Annotated in this window: 21 protein-coding genes; 9 read left to right on the top strand and 12 right to left on the bottom strand. The window is 68.2% G+C overall.

The annotated features are described in order from the left end of the window. Positions 1-311 precede the first annotated feature (311 nt). On the top strand, positions 312-1,001 hold the full coding sequence (locus GGR33_RS03425) for a J domain-containing protein (RefSeq protein ID WP_183501949.1): 690 nt from the start codon (positions 312-314) through the stop codon (positions 999-1,001). 98 nt (positions 1,002-1,099) lie between these two features. On the opposite strand, the gene GGR33_RS03420 is transcribed toward GGR33_RS03425, so the two are convergent. Further along, positions 1,100-2,587 (bottom strand): D-alanyl-D-alanine carboxypeptidase, encoded by a 1,488-nt coding sequence (locus GGR33_RS03420; protein WP_183501948.1) that lies wholly within the window; start codon positions 2,585-2,587, stop codon positions 1,100-1,102. Positions 2,588-2,993: 406 nt separating this feature from the next. Between GGR33_RS03420 and clpS the strand changes: the two genes are divergently transcribed. The 3 genes from clpS (at position 2,994) to GGR33_RS03405 (ending at position 6,343) form a co-directional block, all read left to right on the top strand. Continuing rightward, on the top strand, positions 2,994-3,401 hold the full coding sequence (gene clpS / locus GGR33_RS03415; protein ID WP_425488740.1) for an ATP-dependent Clp protease adapter ClpS: 408 nt from the start codon (positions 2,994-2,996) through the stop codon (positions 3,399-3,401). A gap of 24 nt (positions 3,402-3,425) precedes the next feature. Continuing rightward, a complete protein-coding gene (clpA, locus tag GGR33_RS03410; protein ID WP_183501947.1) occupies positions 3,426-5,927 on the top strand; it encodes an ATP-dependent Clp protease ATP-binding subunit ClpA in 2,502 nt (833 codons plus the stop codon). Between the two features lie 122 nt (positions 5,928-6,049). Further along, positions 6,050-6,343, top strand: coding sequence for a hypothetical protein (locus GGR33_RS03405; RefSeq protein ID WP_183501946.1), 294 nt, complete (start codon positions 6,050-6,052; stop codon positions 6,341-6,343). A gap of 59 nt (positions 6,344-6,402) precedes the next feature. Here the strand turns inward: GGR33_RS03405 and GGR33_RS03400 are convergent, their stop codons facing one another. Continuing rightward, on the bottom strand, positions 6,403-6,675 hold the full coding sequence (locus tag GGR33_RS03400; protein ID WP_343068387.1) for a hypothetical protein: 273 nt from the start codon (positions 6,673-6,675) through the stop codon (positions 6,403-6,405). Positions 6,676-6,755: 80 nt separating this feature from the next. Then, positions 6,756-7,253, bottom strand: coding sequence for a glutathione peroxidase (locus GGR33_RS03395; protein WP_183501945.1), 498 nt, complete (start codon positions 7,251-7,253; stop codon positions 6,756-6,758). A 223-nt stretch (positions 7,254-7,476) separates the two neighbouring features. Between GGR33_RS03395 and GGR33_RS03390 the strand changes: the two genes are divergently transcribed. From GGR33_RS03390 to GGR33_RS03380, 3 genes are all read left to right on the top strand, one after another. Next, positions 7,477-8,241, top strand: a complete 765-nt coding sequence (locus tag GGR33_RS03390) for an invasion associated locus B family protein (RefSeq protein ID WP_183501944.1) — start codon at positions 7,477-7,479, stop codon at positions 8,239-8,241. 108 nt (positions 8,242-8,349) lie between these two features. Beyond that, complete coding sequence (locus GGR33_RS03385; RefSeq protein ID WP_246412750.1) at positions 8,350-8,844, top strand: hypothetical protein; 495 nt, start codon at positions 8,350-8,352, stop codon at positions 8,842-8,844. 101 nt (positions 8,845-8,945) lie between these two features. Next, positions 8,946-12,281 (top strand): hypothetical protein, encoded by a 3,336-nt coding sequence (locus GGR33_RS03380; protein WP_183501943.1) that lies wholly within the window; start codon positions 8,946-8,948, stop codon positions 12,279-12,281. Positions 12,282-12,284: 3 nt separating this feature from the next. Here GGR33_RS03380 and GGR33_RS03375 read toward each other — a convergent pair whose 3' ends face one another. From GGR33_RS03375 to GGR33_RS03355, 5 genes are all read right to left on the bottom strand, one after another. Continuing rightward, the gene (locus GGR33_RS03375; protein WP_183501942.1) at positions 12,285-12,725 is read right to left on the bottom strand and encodes a DUF779 domain-containing protein; all 441 of its coding nucleotides are present in this window, start codon (positions 12,723-12,725) and stop codon (positions 12,285-12,287) included. Between the two features lie 161 nt (positions 12,726-12,886). Then, a complete protein-coding gene (adh, locus tag GGR33_RS03370) occupies positions 12,887-14,410 on the bottom strand; it encodes an aldehyde dehydrogenase (RefSeq protein ID WP_183501941.1) in 1,524 nt (507 codons plus the stop codon). A 218-nt stretch (positions 14,411-14,628) separates the two neighbouring features. Then, positions 14,629-16,359, bottom strand: a complete 1,731-nt coding sequence (locus tag GGR33_RS03365; protein WP_284211499.1) for a serine hydrolase — start codon at positions 16,357-16,359, stop codon at positions 14,629-14,631. Positions 16,360-16,502: 143 nt separating this feature from the next. Further along, on the bottom strand, positions 16,503-17,747 hold the full coding sequence (locus GGR33_RS03360; protein WP_183501940.1) for an adenylosuccinate synthetase: 1,245 nt from the start codon (positions 17,745-17,747) through the stop codon (positions 16,503-16,505). 12 nt (positions 17,748-17,759) lie between these two features. Beyond that, positions 17,760-18,674 carry a hypothetical protein gene (locus GGR33_RS03355; RefSeq protein WP_183501939.1) on the bottom strand — a complete coding sequence of 305 codons (915 nt, stop codon included), beginning with the start codon at positions 18,672-18,674 and terminating at the stop codon, positions 17,760-17,762. Between the two features lie 119 nt (positions 18,675-18,793). Between GGR33_RS03355 and GGR33_RS03350 the strand changes: the two genes are divergently transcribed. Continuing rightward, the gene (locus GGR33_RS03350) at positions 18,794-19,495 is read left to right on the top strand and encodes an NUDIX hydrolase (protein ID WP_183501938.1); all 702 of its coding nucleotides are present in this window, start codon (positions 18,794-18,796) and stop codon (positions 19,493-19,495) included. Between the two features lie 89 nt (positions 19,496-19,584). Further along, positions 19,585-19,956: a PilZ domain-containing protein gene (locus tag GGR33_RS03345; protein ID WP_183501937.1), complete on the top strand. Its 372-nt coding sequence runs from the start codon at positions 19,585-19,587 to the stop codon at positions 19,954-19,956. A 45-nt stretch (positions 19,957-20,001) separates the two neighbouring features. On the opposite strand, the gene pyrF is transcribed toward GGR33_RS03345, so the two are convergent. The 4 genes from pyrF to GGR33_RS03325 form a co-directional block, all read right to left on the bottom strand. Further along, entirely contained in the window at positions 20,002-20,697 is a 696-nt protein-coding gene (gene pyrF, locus GGR33_RS03340; RefSeq protein WP_183501936.1) for an orotidine-5'-phosphate decarboxylase, read from the bottom strand. 31 nt (positions 20,698-20,728) lie between these two features. Continuing rightward, positions 20,729-21,388, bottom strand: a complete 660-nt coding sequence (locus tag GGR33_RS03335; protein WP_183502184.1) for a uracil-DNA glycosylase family protein — start codon at positions 21,386-21,388, stop codon at positions 20,729-20,731. Between the two features lie 62 nt (positions 21,389-21,450). Then, positions 21,451-22,689, bottom strand: coding sequence for an NAD(P)/FAD-dependent oxidoreductase (locus GGR33_RS03330; protein WP_183501935.1), 1,239 nt, complete (start codon positions 22,687-22,689; stop codon positions 21,451-21,453). 208 nt (positions 22,690-22,897) lie between these two features. After that, positions 22,898-25,093 carry a xanthine dehydrogenase family protein molybdopterin-binding subunit gene (locus GGR33_RS03325; protein ID WP_183501934.1) on the bottom strand — a complete coding sequence of 732 codons (2,196 nt, stop codon included), beginning with the start codon at positions 25,091-25,093 and terminating at the stop codon, positions 22,898-22,900. Positions 25,094-25,119: the final 26 nt, after the last annotated feature.

The raw sequence follows: 25,119 nt of genomic DNA, 5'->3' as shown, positions 1-25,119 counted from the left end.
TTTCAGGCAATTGGGGCCTGATCGTCACGGTCTCGACGCAGTTGCGTACTTCGGACACAAAAGCTTCCGCGCCTCTGTGCCTCTTTTCCACCTCGGATGCTCGTCTTCGGCGATACGATGACTGTGCGTTCGAAGTGTAAGCAATTCGTTAGCTTGGCGACCACCATCGCTGCAGTGCGGTGACGCACGTCGTCAGCTTGTGGATGAGTGTGGGCATCCTGCATCATCCGGCGTCGTCGACCGGGCGTCGGTGAGCGAGCGCACCCGTCTCGAGGCTTTACCCGGAGGCCGAACGGCCCGATCACGGGATCATGCTGCTCGCCCTCGGTTTCGTCGCGCTCTTCGGTTTCTGGTGGCTCGGCCGCAGCGGCGGCCGACTGCCTGCCGGGCTGAGCCCGAGGCGGCTCGGAAGCTATGCGGGCTTCGCTCTGGCGGCACTGCTCGCTCTACGGGGTTCCTTACTGCCGGCCACGCTGCTCGCCGCATGCGCGCTCTGGATGCTGGAGGGCGGAGAAGGCTTGTCGCGCCGGCTCGCCCGCTTCCTGTCGGCAATGAAACCGCGACGCCCGGCGCGGCGCACCGCAACGGTCGAACTCGACCCCGGATCCGGGGATGGTGTGATCCTGGCCGGCCCTCGGACCGGCGAACGTCTCTCGGAAATCCCCCGCGAGGATCTCGTTGCGCTTCACGCCCTCTGCCGCGGGGCCGATCCCGACGGCGCGCGGCTCCTAGAGGCGTATCTGGACCGCCGGCATGCCGGCTGGCGTGTAGACGCTGAGCGCGATCTTCACCCGGGGGCGGGCCGCCCGCTTGACCCAGGGGCGATGACGCAAGAGGAGGCCTATCAGGTCCTGGGGCTTGAGCGCGGGGCGTCCCTGGAGCAGGTCCGCTCGGCGCACCGGACGCTGATGAAGCGGCTGCATCCCGACCAGGGGGGCAGCGCTGCGATTGCCGCTCGCGTCAACGCGGCTCGAGACAGACTGACGGACCGACATCGCTGATACTCCACGCGCGTTGTCAGAAATGGCTGATGTGACGACCGCCGGCCCGAACGGGGCCGAGGGGTAGATCGCCCGCTAAGGGGCTAGGATGGCTGGTGTCAGCTCCGGGTCGCGAAGCAGTTGAAGCCGTTCTTCTTGAGGGCCGAGCAGGCATCCTGCGCGGAACCCTGTTCGGCAAAGCCCGAGAAGCGGGCGCGGTAGAGGGTGGTGCCGCCATGGCTGACGCGCACGGTGTAGGGCGCGGCCTTGCCGAGGGCGCCGGCAGCGCGGCCGCGGGCCTCGGCGAGCATCGACTTGGCCTTGTCTTCGTCGTCCATGGCGCCGAGCTGGATCACCCAGGCCGTCGGCGTCATGCCGCGCGATGTGATCTCGGCCTTCTCGGCTTTCTCTGCCTTCGCGGGGGCCTCCGAGCGCGCGGCCACGGCGTCGTAATCGTAGGCCGGAAGCCGGGCGCTCGACTTGCCCCCCGGGAACGAGGCCTGGGCGGGGGCGTAGGCCTGCGCCGCGCCGGGGATAGCCTGCGGGGGCTTGCGGCTCATGCCGGGCGTCGTGGTCGGCACGGCATCGGTCGAAGCCGTCGTCTCGATCTCGTCATCTTCGGCCGAGGCGTAACGGGTGCGGGTCTTCGAGGCGGCGTCGGCGATGACGGCCGGGCGGCCGCGCTCGGCCGTCTCAATCAGGCCCGGCACCTGGCGGGCACCGGCATAGGCGCGCGGCAGGCTGCCGCGCACGAGGTCGGCCATGATCCGGTCGCGGCTGGCGCCCGACTTGCCGCCGAGCACGATGGCGACGATCTGGCGGTTGTCGGACTTCGCGGCGGTCATGAGGTTAAAGCCGGAATCGCGCGTGTAGCCGGTCTTGATGCCGTCGACGCCCTGGACGTTGCCGAGCAGGTGATTGTGGTTGCCGATGACCCGGCCGCGGAAGGCGAAAGAGCGAGTCTGGAAATACTTGTAGTAGTTCGGGAAGCGATCCTGGATCGCCCGGGCGAGCACCGTGAGGTCGCGGGCCGTGGTGATCTGATCGGCATCCGGCAGGCCGGAGGCGTTGGCGTAGTGCGTGCGGGTCATGCCGAGCGAGCGCGCCTTGTGCGTCATCATCTCGGCGAACTTGGATTCCGAACCGGCGATGTTCTCGCCGATGGCGCAGGCGACGTCGTTGGCCGACTTCGTAACGATCGCCTTGATCGCGTCCTCGACCTCGATGGTCGAGCCTGGGCGCAGGCCGAGCTTCGACGGAGCCTGGGAGGCAGCGAAGGACGAGATCGTCAGCGGCGAGTCCAGGCGGTAGCGGCCGCGCTCGAGCTGCTCGAACAGCATGTACAACGTCATCACCTTGGTGATCGAGGCCGGATGGCGCAGGGCGTCCTCGTTGACCGCATGCAACGTCTTGCCGGTCTTCACATCGACGACCATCGCGGCGTAAGGCGGATTGTAGCCGCCCGAAGCCGCGCGATGATGGGCGCCCCGGTGATGCCCGTGGCGGCGCGCCTCGGCAGGGGTGGTGATCGCGGCGAGGATCGCGACGGCGACCAGAGCGGCGGGAGGAACGGTCGCACGAAGGGTACGGCCTGACACGCTACGCATTACCGGTGATCCGTTCCGCACTCTTCGAACCGATTGCCCGGCCAAAAGCCGCGCCGCCATCGCGGACAGCGCCGGGCCGGCCCGACATTCCGCTCCATCACTGATGAGCAAAGGTATGCGGACGCGGTTACGCGGCCGTTAATTCGGAGCCGATCGGTGCCGAAACCGCGTGGTTCGACAGCAAGCTGTGTGAAACTCGTGGGTCTCCGAATCGTAAAGATCGCGCGCTCGACCCGGACAAGTGAGCGCATCCGACTGGCGGAGTCGGATCACGGCCTATAGATTGCCTGTTGCTGGTTGCGTCTCAGCGGCGCCCTGGGCGGAGGGCCGCCTCAGGTCCGTCACACTTCCCACGAACAACGTCATACGAACGAACATGTCGCCGGACGGACTCGATACGGTTCCGATGTCTCAGACGCCGAAGCGGGCCGTGGCGACCGCTGGACGCGAAAGCTGGCGCGCAAACGGCGCCACGCCGATCGAGGCCGCAGGCCCACGCGGGTCCGGCGATGGCGACCGCTCGAACACCGCGATCATCACGCGCACCAAAACGAAGACGAAGCGCCCGAGCCTCTACCGGGTGCTGCTCCTGAACGACGACTACACGCCGATGGAATTCGTCGTCCACGTCGTCGAGCGCTTCTTCAATAAGAACCACGACGACGCATATCAGATCATGATGCACGTGCATCAGAACGGCGTCGGCGAGTGCGGCGTCTTCACCTACGAGGTCGCCGAGACGAAGGTGACGCAGGTGATGGACTTCGCCCGCAAGCACCAACACCCTCTCCAGTGCGTTATGGAGAAGAAGTAAGGCCCCGGAACAAAGGCTCGAGCATTGCCAAGCTTTTCACGCAGCCTGGAACAAGCCCTCCACCGTGCACTGGCCCTGGCCGGTGAGCGGCGCCACGAATACGCGACGCTGGAGCATCTCCTGCTCGCCCTCGTCGACGACCAGGACGCAGCCGCCGTCATGCGGGCCTGCAGCGTCGAGGTCGAGGCGCTCAAGCGCAACCTCGTCGAATACGTCGACACCGAGCTCTCCAACCTCACCGGCGACGGCCGCCAGGATGCCAAGCCCACCGCTGGCTTCCAGCGCGTGATCCAGCGCGCGGTGATCCACGTCCAATCGTCGGGACGCGAGGAGGTGACGGGCGCCAACGTGCTCGTGGCGATCTTCGCTGAGCGCGAAAGCCACGCGGCGTACTTCCTGCAGGAGCAGGACATGACCCGCTACGACGCGGTCAACTACATCAGCCACGGCATCGCCAAGCGGCCGGGGGCTTCGGAGACCAAGCCCGTGCGCGGATCGGACGACGAAGGCTCTTCGGAACGTCCCGGTGGCGACGAGGAGGGTAGCCGCGGCGCCAAGAAGAAGGGTGACGCGCTCGACGCCTACTGCGTCAACCTCAACAAGAAGGCCAAGGACGGCAAGATCGACCCGCTGATCGGCCGCGAGAGCGAGGTCCAGCGCACGATTCAGGTGCTCTGCCGCCGCCAGAAGAACAACCCGCTGCTCGTTGGCGATCCCGGCGTCGGCAAGACTGCCATCGCCGAGGGCCTCGCCCGCAAGATCATCCAGAAGGAGGTGCCGGAGGTTCTCGCCGACGCCACCGTCTTCTCCCTCGACATGGGCACGCTTCTGGCCGGAACCCGCTATCGCGGCGACTTCGAGGAGCGCCTCAAGCAGGTGATGAAGGAGATCGAGCAGCACCCGAACGCGATCATGTTCATCGACGAGATTCACACGGTGATCGGCGCCGGTGCAACCTCGGGCGGCGCGATGGATGCCTCGAACCTGCTCAAGCCAGCGCTCGCGAGCGGAACGCTGCGCTGCATCGGCTCGACGACCTACAAGGAGTACCGCCAGTACTTCGAGAAGGATCGCGCCCTGGTGCGTCGCTTCCAGAAGATCGACGTCAACGAGCCGTCGGTGCCCGATACGATCGAGATCCTGAAGGGGCTCAAGCCCTATTTCGAGGAGTTCCACAAGCTGAAGTACACGGCCGACGCCGTCAAAGCGGCCGTGGAACTGTCTGCGCGATACATCAACGACCGCAAGCTGCCGGACAAGGCGATCGACGTGATCGACGAGACCGGAGCCTCGCAGATGCTGGTGCCCGAGGCGCGCCGCAAGCGCACCATCGGCGTCAAGGAGATCGAGGCGACCATCGCCACGATGGCCCGCATCCCGCCGAAGACCGTTTCGAAGGACGATGCGGTCGTGCTCCAGAACCTCACCGAGAACCTGAAGCGCGTCGTCTACGGCCAGCCCAACGCCATCGAGGCGCTGACCTCAGCGATCAAGCTCGCCCGCGCCGGCCTGCGTGATCCCGACAAGCCGATCGGCTCCTACCTGTTCGCCGGTCCAACCGGCGTCGGCAAGACCGAGGCCGCCAAGCAGCTCGCCGCCTCGCTCGGCGTCGAGATGCTGCGCTTCGACATGTCGGAATACATGGAGCGCCACACGGTCAGCCGCTTGATCGGCGCGCCTCCCGGCTATGTCGGCTTCGACCAGGGCGGCCTGCTCACCGACGGCATCGACCAGCATCCGCATTGCGTGCTGCTGCTCGACGAGATCGAGAAGGCCCATCCCGACCTGTTCAACATCCTGTTGCAGGTCATGGATCACGGCAAGCTGACCGATCACAACGGCAAGCAGGTCGATTTCCGTAACGTGATCATCATCATGACTACGAATGCGGGCGCCTCCGACATGGCACGCGCCTCCTACGGCTTCACCCAGAACAAGCGTTCGGGTGATGACGTCGAGGCGATCAACCGGCTGTTCGCGCCGGAATTCCGCAACCGGCTCGACTCGATCATCTCCTTCGGCCACCTGCCGAAGGACGTGGTCGCCAAGGTGGTCGACAAGTTCGTGCTGCAGCTCGAGGCCCAGCTCGCCGACCGCAACGTCACCATTGAGCTCTCGGACGAAGCCCGCGAGTGGCTCGTCGAGAACGGCTACGACGACGCAATGGGCGCACGTCCTATGGCTCGCCTGATCCAGTCGACCATCAAGACGCCGCTCGCCGACGAAGTGCTGTTTGGAAAGCTGAAGAACGGCGGCCTCGTGCGCGTCGTGCTCGGCAAGCCCGACGCGGGCGCGAAGGACGGCATCTCGGCCAAGGCCGCGCTGGCCTTCGAATTCCCCGCCGGCCCCGTGACGCCGCGCCCGGAGAAGGACGTCACCAACGCGGTCAAGCGCCACAAGCGCTCGAAGCCGCGCAGCGCTCCCAAGCGCAAGGCCGGGGGCGGCAAGGATGGTGGATCGGACGGTTCCGGCGGCACCGGCAGCGTCCGCAGCACGGTGCCGAAGGTGCCGCTCGTCAAGGCGTGATCTCGTCCGCGTTCCGAGGAAGGCGGGTTGCCTTCCTCGGGCCGGTCGCGGATATGGGCGCACCGGGATGAGACGAGCGGGAGCGGGGGCGCTCTCGCGGATCGGCCGAAGACGGGGGCACCATGACGAGCGACACGCATGAGGACGCCCTCGCGCCTGTCCCCAGCCAGCCCCCGGCTGCCAAGCCGAGGGTCACGGCCAAGACCAAGCTCACCGGACGCGAGGCCCGGCGCAAGCGGCGCAAGGCTCGTCGGCGCGGCGAGGAAATCCTGGCCTGGATCCTCGTCCCCCTCATCGTTCTCGGCCTCTGGTGGGGCGTGAACGCCGTTTTCGACTTCTTCGGAACCACACCCAGCACGGTTTGGGACCAGCTGATGATGGCCAAGAAGCAGCTCGACAAGAGAGGCTTGCCGTAGCTCTCGAACCGGCCCGCGATCACCGCGAACCGGTTCGATGCGCCCTGGTTGGGCCGTCTTTAGTCGCAGCGCTCTTTGCGGACGGTCGTGGTCTCGCCGTCATCGTCCGTTCGCGTGACGGTCTTCGATTCGCAGCCGGCCGCGGGCGGCAAATCACGGCCCACCTCGCGGCGCTCGATCACCGCGGCGGGCCGGTCACGCACGACGACCGCCGGCTCGTCGCGCTCGATGATGGTGGTTTGGGCCGAGGCGACGCCGCTCAGGGCGACAACGGTCGCGGCGGCGAGAAAGATGGCTCGCATGAATCTCTCCGAGCTGTGGGACAGGCCCATCAAACGGCCTCGACAGCTCGACAGTTCCAAATGATGGCCGGCCCGACCGGTCGCGCTGGACCTTGGGTCCGACACAGCGCTCAGGCCGCCACCGGCTCGGCGAGCGCCGCCGTCACGGCCCGTTCGAGATCCGCCGGCTTGGTCTTGGGTGCGAACCGGGCGATCACCCGGCCGTCGCGCCCGACCAGGAACTTCGTGAAATTCCACTTGATCGACTGCGAGCCGAACAGGCCCGGACGCTCACGCTTGAGCCGGACGAAAAGCGGGTCGGCCGCCGGCCCGTTCACCTCGACCTTGGCGAGCACCGGGAAGGTCACATCATAGGTGAGCGAGCAGAACCGCGCGATCTCCTCGGCATTCCCTGGCTCCTGCGCGCCGAACTGATTGCAGGGCACGCCAAGTACGACGAGCCCGGCCTCGCGATGGCGCCGCCAGAGCGCTTCGAGTCCCTCGTATTGCGGCGTGAACCCACATTTCGAGGCCGTGTTGGCGATAAGCAAAACGCGGCCACGATACTGGCTGAGCGGATGAGGGGCGCCGCCCGCGTCGCTTGGTGAAAAATCGTAGATGCCGCTCATGCCGCGTTCCTCTTACACGCCCGCGGTCTCGATACAGCGGCGTCGGCGGAAAAGCTCGCACCATCATGTCGAGCGATCCGGGATGTTTAGGCAAGCTCAGTTTTGAATAGATCCAAGATCAACGCGGCATTCCTGCATCGTCACCAATCTTTTGCCGCTGATATGATTGCGCCGCGCCGCTGGCAACGTTAGGCGGCGCACACGCTGTGCTGAAGGCCGCTCCATGACACCGATCCGCTTTTCCCTGCTCACGGCAACGTTGCTGATCGCATCCGCGACGCTCGCGCCGCCGGCTCGGGCGCAGGAGCCCGAGGCCCCGGCTGCAGCACCGGAAGCAGCACCGGAAGCACCGGCGGCGCCCGAGGAAGCAGCCAAAGCCAAGCCCCGTATCAAGAAGGTGCTGCCGCACAAGCCGAAGGTTGCCGAGCCCAAGCCGGCGGAAGCGAAGCCTGCCGAACAGAAGACCGCAGAGCCCGCGGCCAAGCCGGCCTCCGACGGTACGTTGCTGGAGCCGACGGCTTCCGACGCAAAGGTGCAGTGGCCGAACGGCGCCCGCTCCGTCAGCGAGGCCTATGGCGACTGGACCATGAACTGCAATCGCGAGGGCTCGCAGACGGATTGCGTGGTGATCCAGTCCCAGGGCGATCGCCGTACCGGTCGGCGCCAGTTCAGCGTCGAGCTGCGCGCGCCGAAGGACGGCCGCGCCGAGGGCCTGATCCTGATGCCGTTCGGCATGCAGATCGAGCCCGGCGTCAGCTTCAAGCTGGACGATCGAACCCTCGGCAAGGGCGCGCCCTACTCCTACTGCGTCAATGACGGCTGCCTCGTGCCGATCAGCCTGCCAACGCTCGCCACCGACACCATGAAGACCGCCCAGACCATGAGCGTGTCGGGGATGAAGCAGGACGCGAAGGAGCCGACGACGATCAGCGTGCCGCTGGCCGGCTTCGCGGCGGCCTTCGCCAGAGCTGCCGCTTTCGGCGGTTGACACTGGGCAGAACAGGCAAGCCGCGCTGGGTTGACCCCGGCAGCGTCCTCCCGCAACGGAAGGCCAACGCGCGATCACAAGCGCATTGGAAATCCGTTTGGGAGGAAGATGATGAAGCAGGCCCTATCTGCCGCATGCGTCGCGGCTGCTTTCGCCGTGGCCTCGGCTGGCCCGCTCGCCGCCGAGACGCCCACCGCGCCTGAATCGGCTCCGGCGCAGACGACGCCGGCACCTGCTCCGGCGCCCCAGGGCGACCCGCGCGTGGAGCGCCAGCGCAAGGGTGCCGCGAAACTCGCCGGCATGATCCGCTTCGTCGACGTCGAATGCCCGGATGCAAAGCCCGATTACGACCGTTTCAAGAAGGTCATCGCGTCGATGGGCGTCGATCTCAAGGACCTCGAACAAGGTCCGCTGATGATCGAGTCGCTGGGCTATAGCGAGGCCTACAAGAAGAATACGGCCGAGAGCTGCAAGCGCGCCTTCGAGCATTTCGGCGAGAGCGGAACCACGGTGCCGGGGCTCCTCGCTCATAAGGCTGCGGGCGACAAGGCGCCAAACGCCACCTCACCTGACGCAAAGCCTCCCGAAACCAAGGCTCAGTGACGAGACCTTAAGCGCGCATTCACCCCGTTCGGCGACACTCCGGCCCGAATGTAGCGTACGGCCGCCCTGTCGCGGGGCCGCCGAGAGTTCGGGCGGGCGCGATGCACTTGCGAGCCGATGGCGAGAGGCGGCCGCGCGGGGCCAGTGCCCTGCTGCGGCTCGTCGCGCTGTCAGCCCTGCTCGCCGCCTCTCTGCCGGCCACGGCCGAGGCCGCCCGCCTGCTGTCGGCCAAAGGCAGCCAGCCCGGTGGCTACGGCCGCATCGTTCTCGCCTTCGACGTTCCGGTCGAAGTCAAGGCGCGCGTCTCGGGCACCGTCCTGACGCTCGGCTTCGGCGAAACCGTCACCGCGGCCTCCGAGCGGATCGCGGCGGGCATGCCGGATTTCGTCAGTGTCGTGCGGCGCGATCCCGACGGCTCAGCGCTCAGACTCGCCCTTCAGCGGGGCTACCGCGTGAACCTGCAGCAGGCCGGCGAGCAGGTCTTCGTGGATCTGTTGCCGGAGAACTGGGCAGGGCTGCCGCCGCCGCTGCCGCCGGAAACCATCGCCGAACTCGCCCGCCGTGCCCGCGAGGCCGAGGCCGCGCTGAAGGCCAGCAAGGCCACGCCTGCACCGAAGCCCATCGCGGCCGAGATTTCGAACGCGCCCGGACGAACCCGTGTCAGCCTCAAGCTGCCGCCCGACCTCAAAGCGGTCTTCGAGGAAGCCGACGATGGGCAGCGACTGACGCTGGCCGGCGCGTGGCGCATCGAGGACCGGGAGGCGCGCGGGCGCCTGAAGCCGGAGATCGGCAGCATCCAGGTCGAGAACGACGCCTCGGGTGCGCGACTGACCGCCCTTCCCGCCGATGGCGTCAGGATCGAGACCAGTCGCGACTCCGATGAGGCGGTCATCGATTTCCTCTGGACGCCGCCCGCGGCCGCGAAGACCGAAGACGGCAAGGAGGCTCAGAAGCTCGCTGCCGCCGAAAAACCCAGTCGGGACAAGGCCGAAGCGGTCGGTCCGGCGACTCCGAAGGCCGAGGGCGCCAAGGCAGAAGCCCGCGCGACCGAGCCCTCGCCGCGCCGTGCCGGCTCGGGGCTCGTCTTTCCCTTCGAGAAAGCCGTCCCGGCCGCTCTGTTCGAGCGGGCCGGGATCGCCACGCTCGTCTTCGAGACCGCCGAGCCCGTCGCAGTGCCGCCTCCCGGCGCGACCGGCCTGGTGCCGCTCGCCCCCCCGCAGCGGGTCGGGAACGTGACGATGATGCGTTTCAACCTGCCAACGGGCACCCTCGTCGACCTCCTGCCGGTCACGGAGCCGCGGGGCTGGGAACTTGCGACCGGCGACGTCGTGGCGCCGAGCGAGAGCCTGCTCGCCAAGCGGGCATCGGGCGGCAAGGGCCGCGTCGCCATCGGCGTCGGGCTGCCCGATCCCGGCTCCGTCACCTGGCTCGACCTCGACGGCGAGCACATCGCCGTGGTCACCGCCCGCGGCACCAAGAGGGCCGGCGTATCGAAGCCGCAGCGCTTCGTCGATTTCGAGCTGTTGCCGAGCCGGGTCGGCCTCGCGGTGCTCGCCAACGCCGACGACCTCGCGGTGAGGCCCGACATCGACGGCATCGCGATCGAGCGAGAGGGCGGCGTCGCGGTATCGGGCATCACTCGCGCACCGGAGCCGACCGTCGCCCAGGCTGGCGAGTTGGTGATCGATCGCGAGGCCTGGGAGGCCGCGCGGCGTGGCGACGTCGGCGCGATGCTGCGTGCACAGTATTCCGCCGCGGCCGCGGCCTCGAATTCCGGGCGCGGTCCGGGCCGCCTCGCCCTCGCCAAGGCGCTGATGGCCAACGGCCTCGACATCGAAGCGCTCGGCGTGCTCGCCGTCGCCTCGTCGGAAGACCCTGTGCTCGATAGCGAAGCGCAGACCGCGCTGATGCGCGGCATCGTGACGGCACGCATCGGCCGCCTCGACGAGGCCGAGAAGATTCTCGCGGGCGAACGCTACGCCCGCAATCCCGAGGCGCGGCTCTGGCGCGGCTACATCGCGGCCAAACAAGGTCGCTGGGGCGCGGCCGATTCCAGCCTGAACGCCGGCTCGGACGTGCTGGAGCGCTACCCCGAGGATGTCGCCGCTCCAGTCTACGCGGCCGCCTCGGAAGCGTCGGTGGAACTCGGCGACTGGGACGGCGCACTGCGCACGATCCGGGCTGCCACCCAGGGCGCCGACGCCCTGACCCGCGACCGGGTCACGCTGCTGCGCGCCCGTATCGACGAGGCCAAGAGCGGCGTCGAGGCGGCGCTGGAGAACTACGAGACCTTGGCCGCCAAGGCGCAGCGGCCGGTCGCGGCGGCCGCGACCTTGCGCGCGACGATGCTCGCGCAGTCGCTGCACAAGATCGACACCAAAGAGGCCATCGACCGGCTGGAAACGCTGGTGCTGACCTGGCACGGCGGCGCGACCGAGAGCGAGGCGCTCGGCATGCTCGGCCGGCTCTACACGGAGGCCGGGCGCTGGCGGCAGGTCTTCGTGACGGCGCGGCGCGCCAATATCCTGGCGCCGGACGCGCCGGCCACGCGCACGATGCACGAGGCCGCTCAGGCGCTGTTCGAGGATCTCTTCCTCGGTGAGCGCGCGGCCTCGCTCGGCGGCGTCGAGGCCTTGGCGCTCTATTTCGACTACAAGGAATTCGCGCCGGTCGGACGGCGTGCCGACGAGATCGTCCGACGTCTGGCCGACCGGCTCGTCGCCCTCGACCTGCTCGATTCCGCCGACGAGCTCCTCGACCACCAGGTCGCACATCGGTTGACCGGGCCGGCCCGCGCCAGCGTCGCCGCACGGCTCGCAACGATCCGGCTGATGGAGGGCAAGCCCCTCGAAGCGCTCAAGGTTCTGGAAGAGACGCATCTGCCGTCGCTTGGCGAGGACCTGCGTCGTGCGCGCGCCCTGCTGCGCGCCCGCGCCCTGTCCGACCTGACCCGGACCGACCTCGCCTTGGAGACGATCGAGGGCGAGAGCGGCGCCGATGCCGAGCGCCTGCGGGCCGATATCCTCTGGTCGGCGCGGCGCTGGCGCGAGGCCGGCGAGGCGCATGAAGGCCTGCTCGGAGACATCTGGCGCGGCCGCAAACCGCTCGACGATGCAGGCCGTGCCGACGTCATTCGCGCCGGCATCGCCTACGGATTGGCCGGCGAGAGCCTTGGGCTGGAGCGGCTGAAGGCGAAGTTCGCCGGCCCGATGGCCGACGGGCCGGACGCGCGCACTTTCGCGCTGCTGACCCGCAGCGACGCACCACGGACGCCGGCTTTCCGAGAGGCAGCCCGCCGCGCCACCTCCGCCGAAACGCTCGGCGCATTCCTCACCGAGTACCGCAAGCGCTATCCGGAAGCCTCCGTGCCCGAGCGCGGGTCGGACGGCGCCGCCTCACGTGCCGAGGCGAGCGGGACGCCGACGCCGAAGGGCTGACACTCAGATCCGGCAGGCGCCCGAGAGCGCATCGTTCTCGGCCTGACTGAACAGGCGCGAGCGAATGTGGAAACGCTTCTCGCGTCCGTTCTCCAACGAGAACATGCCGCCACGTCCGGCCACCACGTCGAGCATGATGTGGGTGTGTTGCCAGACGGAGAATTGCGAGCGCGAGATGAAGAAATCCGCGCCCCCGACCTTGCCGAGATGCACGTCCGCATCGCTGGTGATGAAGTCGCCGACGGGATAGCACATCGGCGAGGAGCCGTCGCAGCAGCCGCCGGACTGGTGGAACATCACCGGACCGTATTCCGCTTTCAGCTCCTCGATCAGCTCGAGCGCGGCCGGCGTGGCGGTGACGCGCAGCGGAGTGCCGGCATTATCGGCCTGCTCGGCGGTGACGGGCTCGATCGTCTCGGCGTGGCTCGTAACCTGTTCGGTCATGGCGTCGTCTCCCAGAACGGTTCGCTTGTTATGTGAGGTGATGGGCGCGGAAATCCATGCTGTCCCCATCCCTCTCCCCTCTGCGGGAGAGGGCTCAGGCGGCATCAAACAAAAAACCCCGGCCTTTCGGCCGGGGTCGGAGGTGCGGGAGGAAACGCCTCCTAGAAGAAGCCGAGCTTCTTCGGGGAGTAGGAAACCAGCATGTTCTTGGTCTGCTGGTAGTGGTCGAGCATCATCTTGTGGGTCTCGCGGCCGATGCCGGACTGCTTGTAGCCACCGAAAGCCGCGTGGGCCGGGTAGGCGTGGTAGCAGTTCGTCCAGACGCGGCCCGCCTGGATCGCACGCCCGAAGCGGTAGGCCCGGGTTCCGTCGCGGGTCCAGACGCCGGCGCCGAGGCCGTACAGGGTGTCGTTGGCGATCGAGAGCGCCTCTTCGTCGTCCTTGAAAGTGGCGACGGAGAGAACCGGGCCGAAGATCTCCTCCTGGAAGATCCGCATCTTGTTGTGGCCCTTGAACACGGTCGGCTGCATGTAGAAGCCTTCCGCCAGGTCACCGTCGCGGTTGCCGCGGGCACCACCGGTGAGGCACTGCGCGCCTTCCTGCTTGCCGATATCGACGTAGCTGAGGATCTTTTCGAGCTGCTCCGAGGAGGCCTGAGCGCCGATCATGGTCGCCGGGTCGAGCGGCGAGCCCTGGGTGATCGCCTCGACGCGCTTGATGGCGCGCTCGATGAAGCGGTCGTAGATCGACTCGTGCACGAGCGCGCGGCTCGGGCAAGTACAGACTTCGCCCTGGTTGAGGGCGAACATCGTGAAGCCTTCCAGCGCCTTGTCGAAGAAGTCGTCGTCAGCGTCGGCGACGTCCGAGAAGAAGATGTTCGGCGACTTGCCACCCAGCTCCAGCGTGACCGGGATCAGGTTCTGCGAGGCGTATTGCATGATGAGGCGACCCGTGGTCGTCTCACCGGTGAAGGCGATCTTGGCGATGCGCGGCGAGGAGGCCAGCGGCTTGCCGCACTCGAGGCCGAAGCCGTTGACGACGTTGATGACGCCGGGCGGCAGGATGTCGGCGATCAGCTCCATCACGACGAGGAGCGAAGCCGGGGTCTGCTCGGCGGGCTTGATCACCACGCAGTTGCCGGCAGCGATCGCCGGAGCGAGCTTCCACACCGCCATCAGGATCGGGAAGTTCCACGGGATGATCTGACCGACGACGCCGAGCGGCTCGTGGAAGTGGTAGGCCACCGTGTCGTGGTCGATCTCGGAGATCGAGCCTTCCTGCGCGCGGACGCAGCCGGCGAAGTAGCGCCAATGGTCAATGGCGAGCGGGATGTCAGCGTGGGTCGTTTCGCGGATCGGCTTGCCGTTGTCCCAGGTCTCGGCCAGCGCGATCAGATCGAGGTTCTCCTCCATCCGGTCGGCGATCCGGTTGAGAACGCGGGCGCGCTCGGCCGGCGAGGTCTTGCCCCAGCTGTCCTTGGCGGCATGGGCGGCGTCGAGGGCCTTGTCCACGTCCTGCGCATCGGAGCGAGCGATCTCGCAGATGATCTTACCCGTGATCGGCGAGGTGTTCTCGAAGTACCGGCCGGCAACGGGGGCGACCCACTTGCCGCCGATGAAATTGTCGTAGCGCGCCGAGAAGGGCGACTTGGTCTTGGCGTCAGCCAAAAATTCCGGCTTGTTCATCGGCATTCCTCCGTGTGGCTCTTTGGCGGCTTTGTTGCGGGAGACAAATCCAGCCGGTGCCTCAAATCAAGGTGGACTTTAGGCCAACCCCGCGCCGCACCCCGCAAGTCATTGTCCGATAACGGCTTTTTCTCAAGGCAGAAATCCGCCTGGGTGCCGCTTGCGGGAGCGTCTTCTACGCCTGTTCCGGGATGATGGCGACACCCGGCGGCGCGCCCTCAGCGGGTCTGCGTCCTGGCCGGCTTCTTCGTGGAAGCCTGATCCGGCTCGATGCGGTGGGCGGGCGTGTCGAGACCGTTCCGATGCAGCACGAGACCCGTGGCGCGCCCCCCGCCATCGAGTTCGAAGCTCAACTGGGCATCGACCGTCTTGAGGAAGAACTGACGTTCGCTCTCCGCGAAAACCTCGCTGCGGGGCTGGCCTGTGGCCTGGGCATACAGGCGGCCGTTCTCGAAACTGACGGTCAGCATGGCGTTCGGGCCGAGGTCGTAGCGGCCAGTGAGCCGGCGCAGGCGCGTGCGGTCGACCGCGACCTCGTGACGGAGCGGCCGCGGTTGGGCGAGGATGCGCTCGGCCTCCTCGGGGGCGATCCTCGGGGCAATGCGGTCGCGTCCCGCCTGATGGAAGATGAGGCCGTTCGGGCGCCCGTCCGGCTCGGTGTCCAGGGTGATGCGGGCATCGATCGCTGGCGAGACGAAGGTGCGGTCGCTCTCGGGAAGGAACAGCACGGCCGGCTCGCCCGTGCCCTTCGACAGGAGGCGTCCATGCTCGCGGGTGATGGTCAGGAAGAAGCGCGGCCCGAGCCGATAGGTGCCGGCATAGCGATCGAGGATCACATCCTCGAGGACGATCGAGTCGGGCGGATCGAGCACGCCGAGCCAGAGCGCGGAGAGCTCGCGGGCGATTTTCTGCGCGGGCGCATTCTCATTGTTGGCGAGCACGATCACGTCGAGCCCGTCATCGGGATAATGGTCGATCATGGAGAGGAAGCCGGACACGGCGCCCCCGTGCGACCACACCCGGCGCTCATGCGCCTTGCCGACATACCAGCCGAGCCCGTAGCCGCGACCGCCATCGTCGGTCATCTCGGCGAGCGAGGCGGCCGAAAGCACTTTTCCTCCAAACAGCGCACGGCTCCAGGCGAGCAGGTCGTCGGCCGTGGAATAAAGGCCGCCGGCGGCATAGGCGATGCTGGAGGCCATGGCCGGCGCGTTGCGCCAATGCGCCTGGCCGAAGCGGTAGCCCGAGGCTCGGCGCGGCAGCACCAAGCTGACGTCGTCGTAGCCCGTCTCCGTCAGCGCCAGCGGCGTGAGGAAGGTGTCGCGGATATATTGCGCATAGGGCTGGCCGGTCGCCGCCTCGATCGCCATGCCGAGCAGCACGTAGCCGGTGTTGCTGTACTCCATCCGCGCGCCGGGCTCGAAAAGCAGAGGCTCGTTCTCGACCAGCGCGATGATTTCCTGCGGTGAGCGTTCGAGGCGGGAGATCTTGGCGTAGTAGTCCGGCAGCGCCGTGTAGTTGATGATGCCGGAGGTGTGGCCGAGCAGGTGCCGCAGAGTGACGTGGTCCCAGGAAGCTGGCGCACTGGGCACGAACTGGCGGATACGGTCGTCCAGCTTGAGCTTGCCGGCCTCTACGAGCTTCAGGATCGCCGCCGCGGTGAATGGCTTGGTGAGAGATCCGATACGGAAATGCGTGTCGAGGGTGTTAGCCGCGTTCCACTCGCGATTGGCGAGGCCGTAGGCGCGGCGGAAGACCGGCTTGCCGTCTTTCGCCACCAGGATCGTGCCGGAAAACAGGCCGGATTGCAGGTAGGGCTCGATCAGGCCCTCCGCTGCGGTCGCATAGGTCGCCTCGGTGACACGCGGACGCGCCGCGGCCGGCAGCACCAGCGCGAGCCCGAGCATGACGATCGCGCCGAGACGCGATGCGAACCTGTCACCGATCACGCAATCCTCTGTCCGATGGGATTTTCGCCGAGGCGCGCCCAACCTTTGCACTCATTGCGGCCGAGCGATGACATCCCACCGGCATGCCCAATGCGGCAAGACATCTTGCCGTGCGCGAGCACACATCGGTTCGCGATGAGCCGTCAGGCCTTCACCTCGGCGGCGAGATTGCAAAGCGTCGTTCGGCTCGGGCCATAGCTCGACAGCGGAAGGTTTCCATCGGAAACCATCGCCGCTGCGGCCTCGGCGAGCCGTTCTGCAGGCCCTTGGACGATGCGGCCTCCGCTGACCGAAGAGACCGGCCTGCCCTCGAACTGATCGAGGCAGGTCATCGCGAGGCGCGGTTCGACCTGCAGCCGACCTTCCGCATCGGACAGATCGGCCCGGATGGCACCGCCGAGAACGTCGAGGTCGAGCCGGCCGAAGCGAAGCTGCCCCTGCCAGGGGTTGGGCCGATTGGTGGCATCCGCGAAAAGCGGGCTCGGCGGCGCCGCCTGCTCGTAGGCGAGCGGGCCGGCCCCGTGGCGGGTGACGTAGGCGCGGGTGGCGTAGACGGCCTGGAGCCGGCCGAGGCCGAGTTCGCCGGCCACGTCGAGCACATTGGCGAGCCCCGTGTTCGAGCGGGTGACATGCGGGAAGGCGCCGCGATCCTGGTCGAGCATCAGCCCCTGCGCGCCCTCGAAGACGATCGGCGCGTCGGGGGCCACTGCCTCCGACGGCCGGCCCACCAGATCGACATGCGCGAGCATGCCGACCGCGAGCGCGACCGCGCGCTCCAGCCCCTCCTCCGACAGGATCAGGTCGCGGTGGCGCAGATACAGGCCGGGATGGCCGAGCCGGGTCAGGCGCGCCGGCACCCATTCGCGGCGGATGCGGTCGAAGCGGTCGCGTAAGCGCCCGAGATCCCCGCGCAGCATGGCGAGATCGGTGGCGAAGGCCGGGTTCAGGTTCCGCTCGATTGTCTCGCCGAAACCGAGCCCGCAGGAGCCATGGCGGCCGCCGCCGCGCGCCTCCTCCACGAACTGGTTGATCATCATGTCCCAGGGCGTGGTCAGCAGCCCGCGCTCGTCCGCCCGGATGCGGGGCGCGACACCGAGCTGCGCGAGCGCCGCGATCTCCTCGGCGAGCACGATCGGGTTCGATGCAAAATGCCGGGACAGGAAGGTCGATGCGCCGGCAAAGCTTCCCGACCCGACATGGTGGAAGACGTGGCGGCGCCCATCCGGCGTGGTCACGGTATGCCCGGCCTGGGCACCGCCATTGTGCCGGATCACCACCGTGCCTGCGCCGAGGCGGTCAGCAAGGGCGTCGGTAACGACGCCCTTGCCCTCGTCGCCATAGCCCGCCCCGATCACCGCGAAGGCGGGTGCGCGCTCTGCCGTGCTCATGCTCTCCTCCCCTCAGCGGAACCAGGTGCCGAAAAAGCCGGATGACGGCGGTGCCAGGGCCGCCCGGACCGAGGCCGCGGCCGAGGCATTGGCCCAGGATGAGGCCGCATCGTCTGGGTCGACGCCCTCCGCGACCTGGATCGCCGAGACGACGAGCTCGGCGAGATTGCGGTAATCGTCGAGGATCAGCAGCCTGCGCCCGAGCAGCGGCTGCCAGGTCCGCAACGCCTTGTGGAAGCCACCATCCGTCGCCGAAAAGCCCTCGCGCAGGATGACGTGGAAGACGTCGTAGCTGCGCTGGGCCAGGCCCAGGCATTCGGCGGCGGTCGCGTCGCGCTCCAGGCGGATGCCGAGGAACTGCGCTGCTTCCTCGCGGGTGACGTAAGGCAGGATCGGCTCGTCTCCGAAGGAGAACAAGTAGCCGCGCTTGCCCCGCTTCTCGAAGGAATCGGTCGCGGTCTTGGTGCCGCAGAACAGCCAGGGAAGCGCATAGCTCTCGCCGCCATTGCCGCCGCCGCCCCCTTCCACGAAGAGCTGACGCATCTGCTCGGCAAGCCGGATGTCGGCCTCGAACTGCGTCGCCTGCAGAGGCGCCCGGTCACAGGTGGCGTCACCCACCGCCATCGCCATGATGTGCGGATCGCTCACCGGCTTGCGGGCCAGGATCTCCGAGACCAGCACCCCGAGCTTGTCCTGCATCAGGATGCGCGCGACCTCGCCGAGGCTGCCGGTGACGTCGCTCGCCAGCACGATCGGCGTCGAGGCCGCGTTATCCGGCCCATCGCGCGATTCCCTGATGCGGATACGCGCCGGATCGTATTCCGGCAGCAGCCCGCGGCTGGTGAAGATCTCTTCCCGATTACGACCGGCCGTGTTGCGGCCCGCCCAATCCCGCCAATCGGCGGTGCTCCATCGCCCGTGTCCCATTTCAACCTCCTTGCTGTCCGGCCTCATGCAGTATCGCTCGATACGCCATATCTTTGTTATTTGCAAATAACAAAGATATGGCAACTGGCACTCCCGGCGGGATGGGGTAAGACGGGCGCATGCCGGACGACTTCCCGCCCGTGATCCTGACGATCGACTGCGTGCTGCTGACCCTGCCGAGTGATGTGCCGGCAGCTGGCCTCAGCGTGGCGCTGCTGATGCGCGATACCGCGCCCTTCGAAGGCGTGGCGGCCTTGCCCGGCGGCTATGTCCACGCCGACGAAGATGCCGACCTCGAAGCGGCGGCGCGGCGCGTGCTCGCGGCCAAGCTCGGCATTGGCGGGGCTAGGTTCTTCCTCGAGCAGCTCTGCACGGTATCGGGATCCGCTCGCGACCCACGCGGCTGGTCAGCCAGCGTCGTCTATTACGCACTCGTCCCGGAGGCGCGGCTGGCGGGTGGGGTGGGCCGGCTCGCGCCCGTCGACGCGCTTCCGCAACTGGCCTTCGACCACGCAGCGATCGTGGCGCGAGCGGTGGAGCGCCTGCGCGCCAAGACGAGCTACTCGAACTTGCCGGGCTTCCTGCTGCCCGAGACCTTCACGCTGCCGGAGTTGCAGGATGTCTACGAGCGCGTGCTCGGCCTCGCCCTCGACCAGAGCGTCTTCCGCAAGCGCATGGACGAGATGAACCTGATCGAGGCCGTGCCGGACGGCTTTCGGAAGGGCGGCCGGCACCGGCCGGCACAGCTCTATCGGCTGCGCGACGGCTTCGCCTCGCTGCACGACCGGATCGTGGCCCAGCGCCCGCGCGGCCGCCGCTGAAAGGCCTGCCCGAGGGCAATCTGACGTTTACGCATTCCTAGGAGTGAAAATGTAAATTCCAAAAAGGATGCCTCGATCTTCGGGCGGAAATGATCACACGGGCCGAAGAGCGTCGGGAGACCAACTGGATCGCGATGATCCGGCTCGCCGATGGGACAGAGATCCCCTGCACGGTCAAAGACGTGTCGAAATCCGGCGCGCGGCTCGGCGTGCCGAGCAAGATTCAGCTTCCCGATCAGTTCAAGTTCAAGGTGCTCGGCCGCGATTTCGTCTGCGCGGTGAAGGTGGCGTGGCGCCGTGGCGAGTATGTCGGCGTGACCATCGAGCAGGTCGGCAAGCTCAAGCAGCCGGCTGCGAAGGAGACGCCGGCTGCGAAGGAGGCGCCAGAAACGACCGTATCGCCGCCGGCCGAAGCGTCCACCACGCTCCAGGCCCGCCGTAGCCGGTTCGCGGAACGCTGAGCCCTCGCGCGGCCTCGGATCGACGCCCCAAGAAAACTGCCGACGTCACGCCATCTCGGCGACGATCGCCTGCGCCACGGCGCGCGGATCCGCTGCCCCGGTGATCGGACGGCCGACCACGACATGGTCGATGCCTGCCGCCCGCGCCTCGCCCGGCGTCATCACCCGCTTCTGATCGCCGAGATCGGCGCCGGCCGGCCGGATGCCCGGCGTGACGATGAGCCGGTCGGGACCGATCTCGCGCCGCACCGAGATGGCCTCGACCGCGCTGCAGACGATGCCGTCGATCCCGGCTTCCGCGGCCTGCCGGGCGCGCAACGCGACGAGTTCGGGCACAGGCAAGGCATAGCCGGCCTCGCGCGCATCGCTCTCGTCGTAGGAGGTGAGCACGGTCACGGCCAGGATCTTGAGACCGCTGCCGGCGGCGCCTCGCAGCGCGGCGCGCATGGTCTGCGGATAGGCGTGGACGGTCAGGTAGGTGGCGCCGTGACCGGCGAGCGAGCGCACCCCCTCCTCCACGGTATTGCCGATGTCATGAAGCTTGAGATCGAGGAAGGTCTTGAGCCCGCGCCGGGCCAGCCGCGCCGCGAATTCGAGACCGCCTGCATAACCGAGCCGGTAGCCGATCTTGTAGAAGGTCGCAGCATCGCCGATGCGTTCGACCAACGCCTCGGCTGCCGCCACGTCGGCGAGGTCGAGGGCGACGATCAGGCGGTCGCGGGGGTCTTGTAGCGCGGGCATCGGCGGTCCCGGTTGAAGGTTGGCGGCACCATCACGGGTCGGCTGGAGCTGTCAATGCCGCGGGCGGCGGCCCCATCACCCGCGCGACCTCGGCCTTGAGCACCGGCAAGAGCTCGGTCTCGAACCAGGGCTGCGCCTTCAGCCAACCGTTGTTGCGCCATGAGGGATGAGGCAGCGGCAGGATGCGCGGCCGGCGCGGTTCGGCGAGGATCTCGCGCCAGCGCCGCACGGTCCCGGTCAGACCGCCCTCGAGACGCCCGAGATGCCAAGCCTGCGCATATTGGCCGATCACCAGAATCAACTCCAGGTTCGGCAAGCCTGCGAACAGTTCCTCGCGCCAGCGTTCCGCGCATTCCCGACGCGGTGGCCGATCACCGCCCTTGGCGTCGAGGCCCGGGAAGCACGAACCCATCGGCACGATGGCGAGGCGGCGCGCATCGTAGAAGTCCGCTTCGCCGAGCCCGAGCCAATCGCGCAGCCGCAGGCCGGACGGGTCCTTGAACGGCACACCGGACCGATGCGCGCGGTTGCCCGGAGCTTGGCTCGCGATGCAGAGACGCGCCGTGCCCGAGCCTTGAACGATCGGCCGCGGCTCCTGCGGCAGGGGCGCTCCGTAGAGCGGGGCATCGCGACAGATCCGGCAGGCGCGCAGACTTGCGGCTGTCCTCTCGAAGGGCACAGAGGCGGGCATCACCGGGAAATGGGTTGTGGGGCGGCCCAAGACGATGGGCGCTTCGTCGGTGCGGCAACCGATCACGTGGCCTGGGGCGCGGCCGGGCGACTCTGGACGATCGGTGCGGCCGCCGCGAGGATCGCGCCGCGACCGCTGGGCGGATAGATGCGCTGGCGGTTGATCACCGTCTTGACCCGCTTGGCCTCCTCACCGGAGGCGACGAGGACATCGCGCTGCCATCCGCTGGTATAGGCCGCGCCCCAGGGACCGAGATCGAGCACGGTGACGTAGTCGGGCGCGGAAAAGGCGATGCGCGCGGCGGGAATGCCGAGGAGATCGCAGGCCGCGTTGTGCCCCGCGAGGCGGCCCATCGGCCGGGCGTGCTGACAGGACATCACCGTCGCGTGCCCCGCCTCGTCTGCAACCGCGCGAGCGATGTCGCCTGCCGCGTAGATGCCGGGCACACCCTCCACCGCGAGGTAGGCATCGACCCCGAGGCGGCCGAAGGCATCGCGGGGCGCGGCGATCTGCTCGGCCAGCGGGCTCGCGCGCAGGCCGGTCGCGCAGATGACCGTGCCGACCGCGATGGCCTCGCCATTCCCCAAGGTGATCCCCTGGTCATCGACCGCGGCGATCGCCGTGCCGGTCCGGACCTCGACGCCGGCCTGCGCCAAAGCCGCGAGGATGGCCGGGCGGCCAGCGCCCATATCGGCGCCGATCTCCGGGCCGCGCTCGATCAGGATCACACGTGCCGGCTCATCCGAGCCGGCCGCCGCCTGCAAAGCCGCCAGGCGCGCGGGCAATTCGCAGGCGATCTCGATCCCGACGAGGCCCGCACCGAGCACGGCTGCGGTCCAGCAACCCGGCCGCTTTGTGCCCTTCGACAGGGTGTGCAGATGCGCGTCGAGCCGGGCCGCGCCGGCATAGGTGTCCACGTCGAAGGCGTGCTCCGCCAACCCGGGGATCGGCGGCGGAGCCACGGCGCTGCCGGCGGCGAGGACCAGCCGATCATAGGTCAGGTCCTGCCCGGAGCCGTCGGCGGCGCGCACCGTCAGCGAGCGACGATCCGCATCGATCCGCTCCACCCGCGCCTCGCAATGCTGCACACCGATCGGCACGAGCACGTCGTCGAGCGGCACGCGGATGCCGTCGAGATCGCTCTCGTAGCAGCGCACGCGGATGGTGTGGAACGGATCGGGAGCCACGAGCCGGATGTCGAGTCTGCCCTCGGCGCCGTGAAGGGCGCGCAGGCGTGAAGCCGCGGCTGCGGCCCACAATCCGGCGAAGCCGCCGCCCACCACCACGATGCGCTTCGTCATCCGGAGATCCTCCACCGACTCGTCGGCAGGGGCAGAGTATCGGCTGAATGAGCCCGGCCGTCATTGTGGGCCGGCGGCGCGTCATCGGCGCACGAAAAAGCGGCGTGGCCGGGGAGCCACGCCGCAGGGGACTTGGGGGGTCTAAACCTTCAAGAGGGCTGGACCATCGCGCAATCCCGTCGCCGCCGATGTGTGCAACCGCACGCGTTCACGCGCCCTTCAACCCCGCCAGATCGAGCGGCAGCGAGCGCAGACGCTGCCCGGTCGCGGAGAACACCGCATTCGAGATCGCGGGCGCGAGCACCGGCACGCCGGGCTCGCCGATTCCGGTGGGCGCCTCCGACGAGGGCATGATGTGCACCTCGACCTGCGGCATTTCCGGCATCCGGGTCGGCTGGTAGCTATCGAAATTCGTCTCCTGAACCACGCCGTCCTTCAGCGTGATGCGGTTGCGCAGGACCGCGGAGAGCGCGAAGCCGACCGCCCCCTCGACCTGAGCCCGGATGACGTCCGGGTTCACCGGCACGCCGACATCGACGGCGGCGACGATGCGGTTCACCTTCACCGAGGAGTCACCGGCCGTCACATCGGCGACCATGGCGACGTAGGAGCCGAAGCTCTCGTGAACGGCGACGCCGTAGCCGCGACCCTTCTCCGTCGGCTTCCGGTCCCAGCCGGCCTCTTTGGCGGCGAGTTTGAGCACGGCGGAGAGCCGGGGCGCGCGCCCAAGCAGGCCGAGGCGGTAGGCGACGGGGTCGGCGCCGGCAGCATGCGCCAATTCGTCGATGAACACCTCCATCGCATGCGCGGTGTGGGTGTGGCCGACCGAGCGCCACCACAGCACCGGCACGCCCTCTCGCCCGTTATGCACGTCGAAGCGATAGGCCGGGATCTGGTAGGGCGTGTCGGAGGCGCCCTCGACGGTGGTGGCGTCGATGCCGTTCTTCACGATCATCGCCTCGAAGGGCGAGCCAATCATGATCGACTTGCCGACGATGGTGTGGCGCCAGCCGGTCACCGCGCCCTTGGCGTCGATGCCGGCCTTGATCGTGTGGTAGACCGTCGGCCGGTAATAGCCGCCGGCCATGTCGTCCTCGCGCGTCCAGACGAGATGGACCGGCGCCTTGCCGTCCCAGGCGGCGACGATGCTTGCGGCCTCGGCGAAATAGTCGGCGCCGGGCGTCGCGCGGCGGCCGAAGGAGCCGCCGGCCCATTGCGTGTGCAGCCGGACCTTGTTCGGCGTGACGCCCAGCGTCGCCGCCACCACCGCCTGCTCCACGGTCTGGAGCTGGCAGCCGGCATAGACGTCGAAGGTGCCGTCCGAGGCACGCTCGATCGTGCAGTTCAGCGGCTCCATCGCGGCATGCGCGAGGTAGGGGAAGCTGAACTCGGCCTCCAGCACCTTGGCCGAACCCTTGATCGCCGCATCGGCATCGCCGGCCTGGGAGGCGACGAGGCCGGGTTTTTTGGCGATCTCGCGGTACTCGGCGAGGATCTTGTCCGACGAACGCGACTCGGCGGCGCTGTCATCCCACTCGACCTTCAGGGCCTCGCGGGCCTTCTTCGCGGTCCAGGTGTCGCGCGCGATCACGGCGACGCCGGAGGGGATCTTGACCACCGCAACCACGCCCGGCACGGCCTTCGCCGCCGCATCGTCGACCCGTTTCACCGTGGCGCCGAAGCGCGGGGGATGCGCGACGAGCGCCGTCACCTGGCCAGGGCGGCGAATGTCGAGGGAATAGATCGCGCTGCCATCCGTCTTGGCGATCGAATCGAGGCGGTGGCCCTTCTTGCCGATCAGCGTCCAGGCGCTCGGATCCTTCAACCGTGGCTCCTGTGGCACCGGCAGGCTGGCGGCGGATTCGGCGAGCTGACCGAACCGGGCCTCGCGGTTCGAAGCGGCATGGCGCACCACGCCCTTCGCCACGGTGATCTCGCTGGCCGGGACCGTCCACTGAGAGGACGCGGCGGTCACCAGCATCGCGCGGGCCGCGGCGCCGGCCTTGCGCAATTGGAACCAGGAATTGGCGATGGCCGTGGAGCCGCCGGTGCCCTGAACGGGGCCCATCAGCAGGTTGTTGTAGAGCGCGGCATCGGCGGGAGCGAAGGCGGTGCGGACCTGTGCCCAGTCCGCGTCGAGCTCGTCGGCGAGGATGGTGGCGAGGCCGGTGGTGTTGCCCTGGCCCATGTCGAGATGCTTGATCATCACCGTGACGGTGTCGTCGGCGGCGATGCGCACGAAAGCATTGGGCTGGGCCGGGACCTTCGACAGATCCGGTCCGGCGGCAGCATGGGCGGGATTTCTGAGATCGAGCCGGAAACCGATCAGGATGGCGCCGGCGGCGCCTCCGGCGAGAAAGGCGCGGCGGGACGGCGTGGCGCTAGGCCGGGCAATCTTGAGCATGGCAGGCTCCGCTTCGGCAATGAGTG

This window comes from Methylobacterium brachythecii (assembly GCF_014196345.1).
GTDB classification, from domain to species: Bacteria; Pseudomonadota; Alphaproteobacteria; order Rhizobiales; family Beijerinckiaceae; genus Methylobacterium; species Methylobacterium brachythecii.
This window is presented reverse-complemented; position numbering and strand designations above follow the sequence as displayed.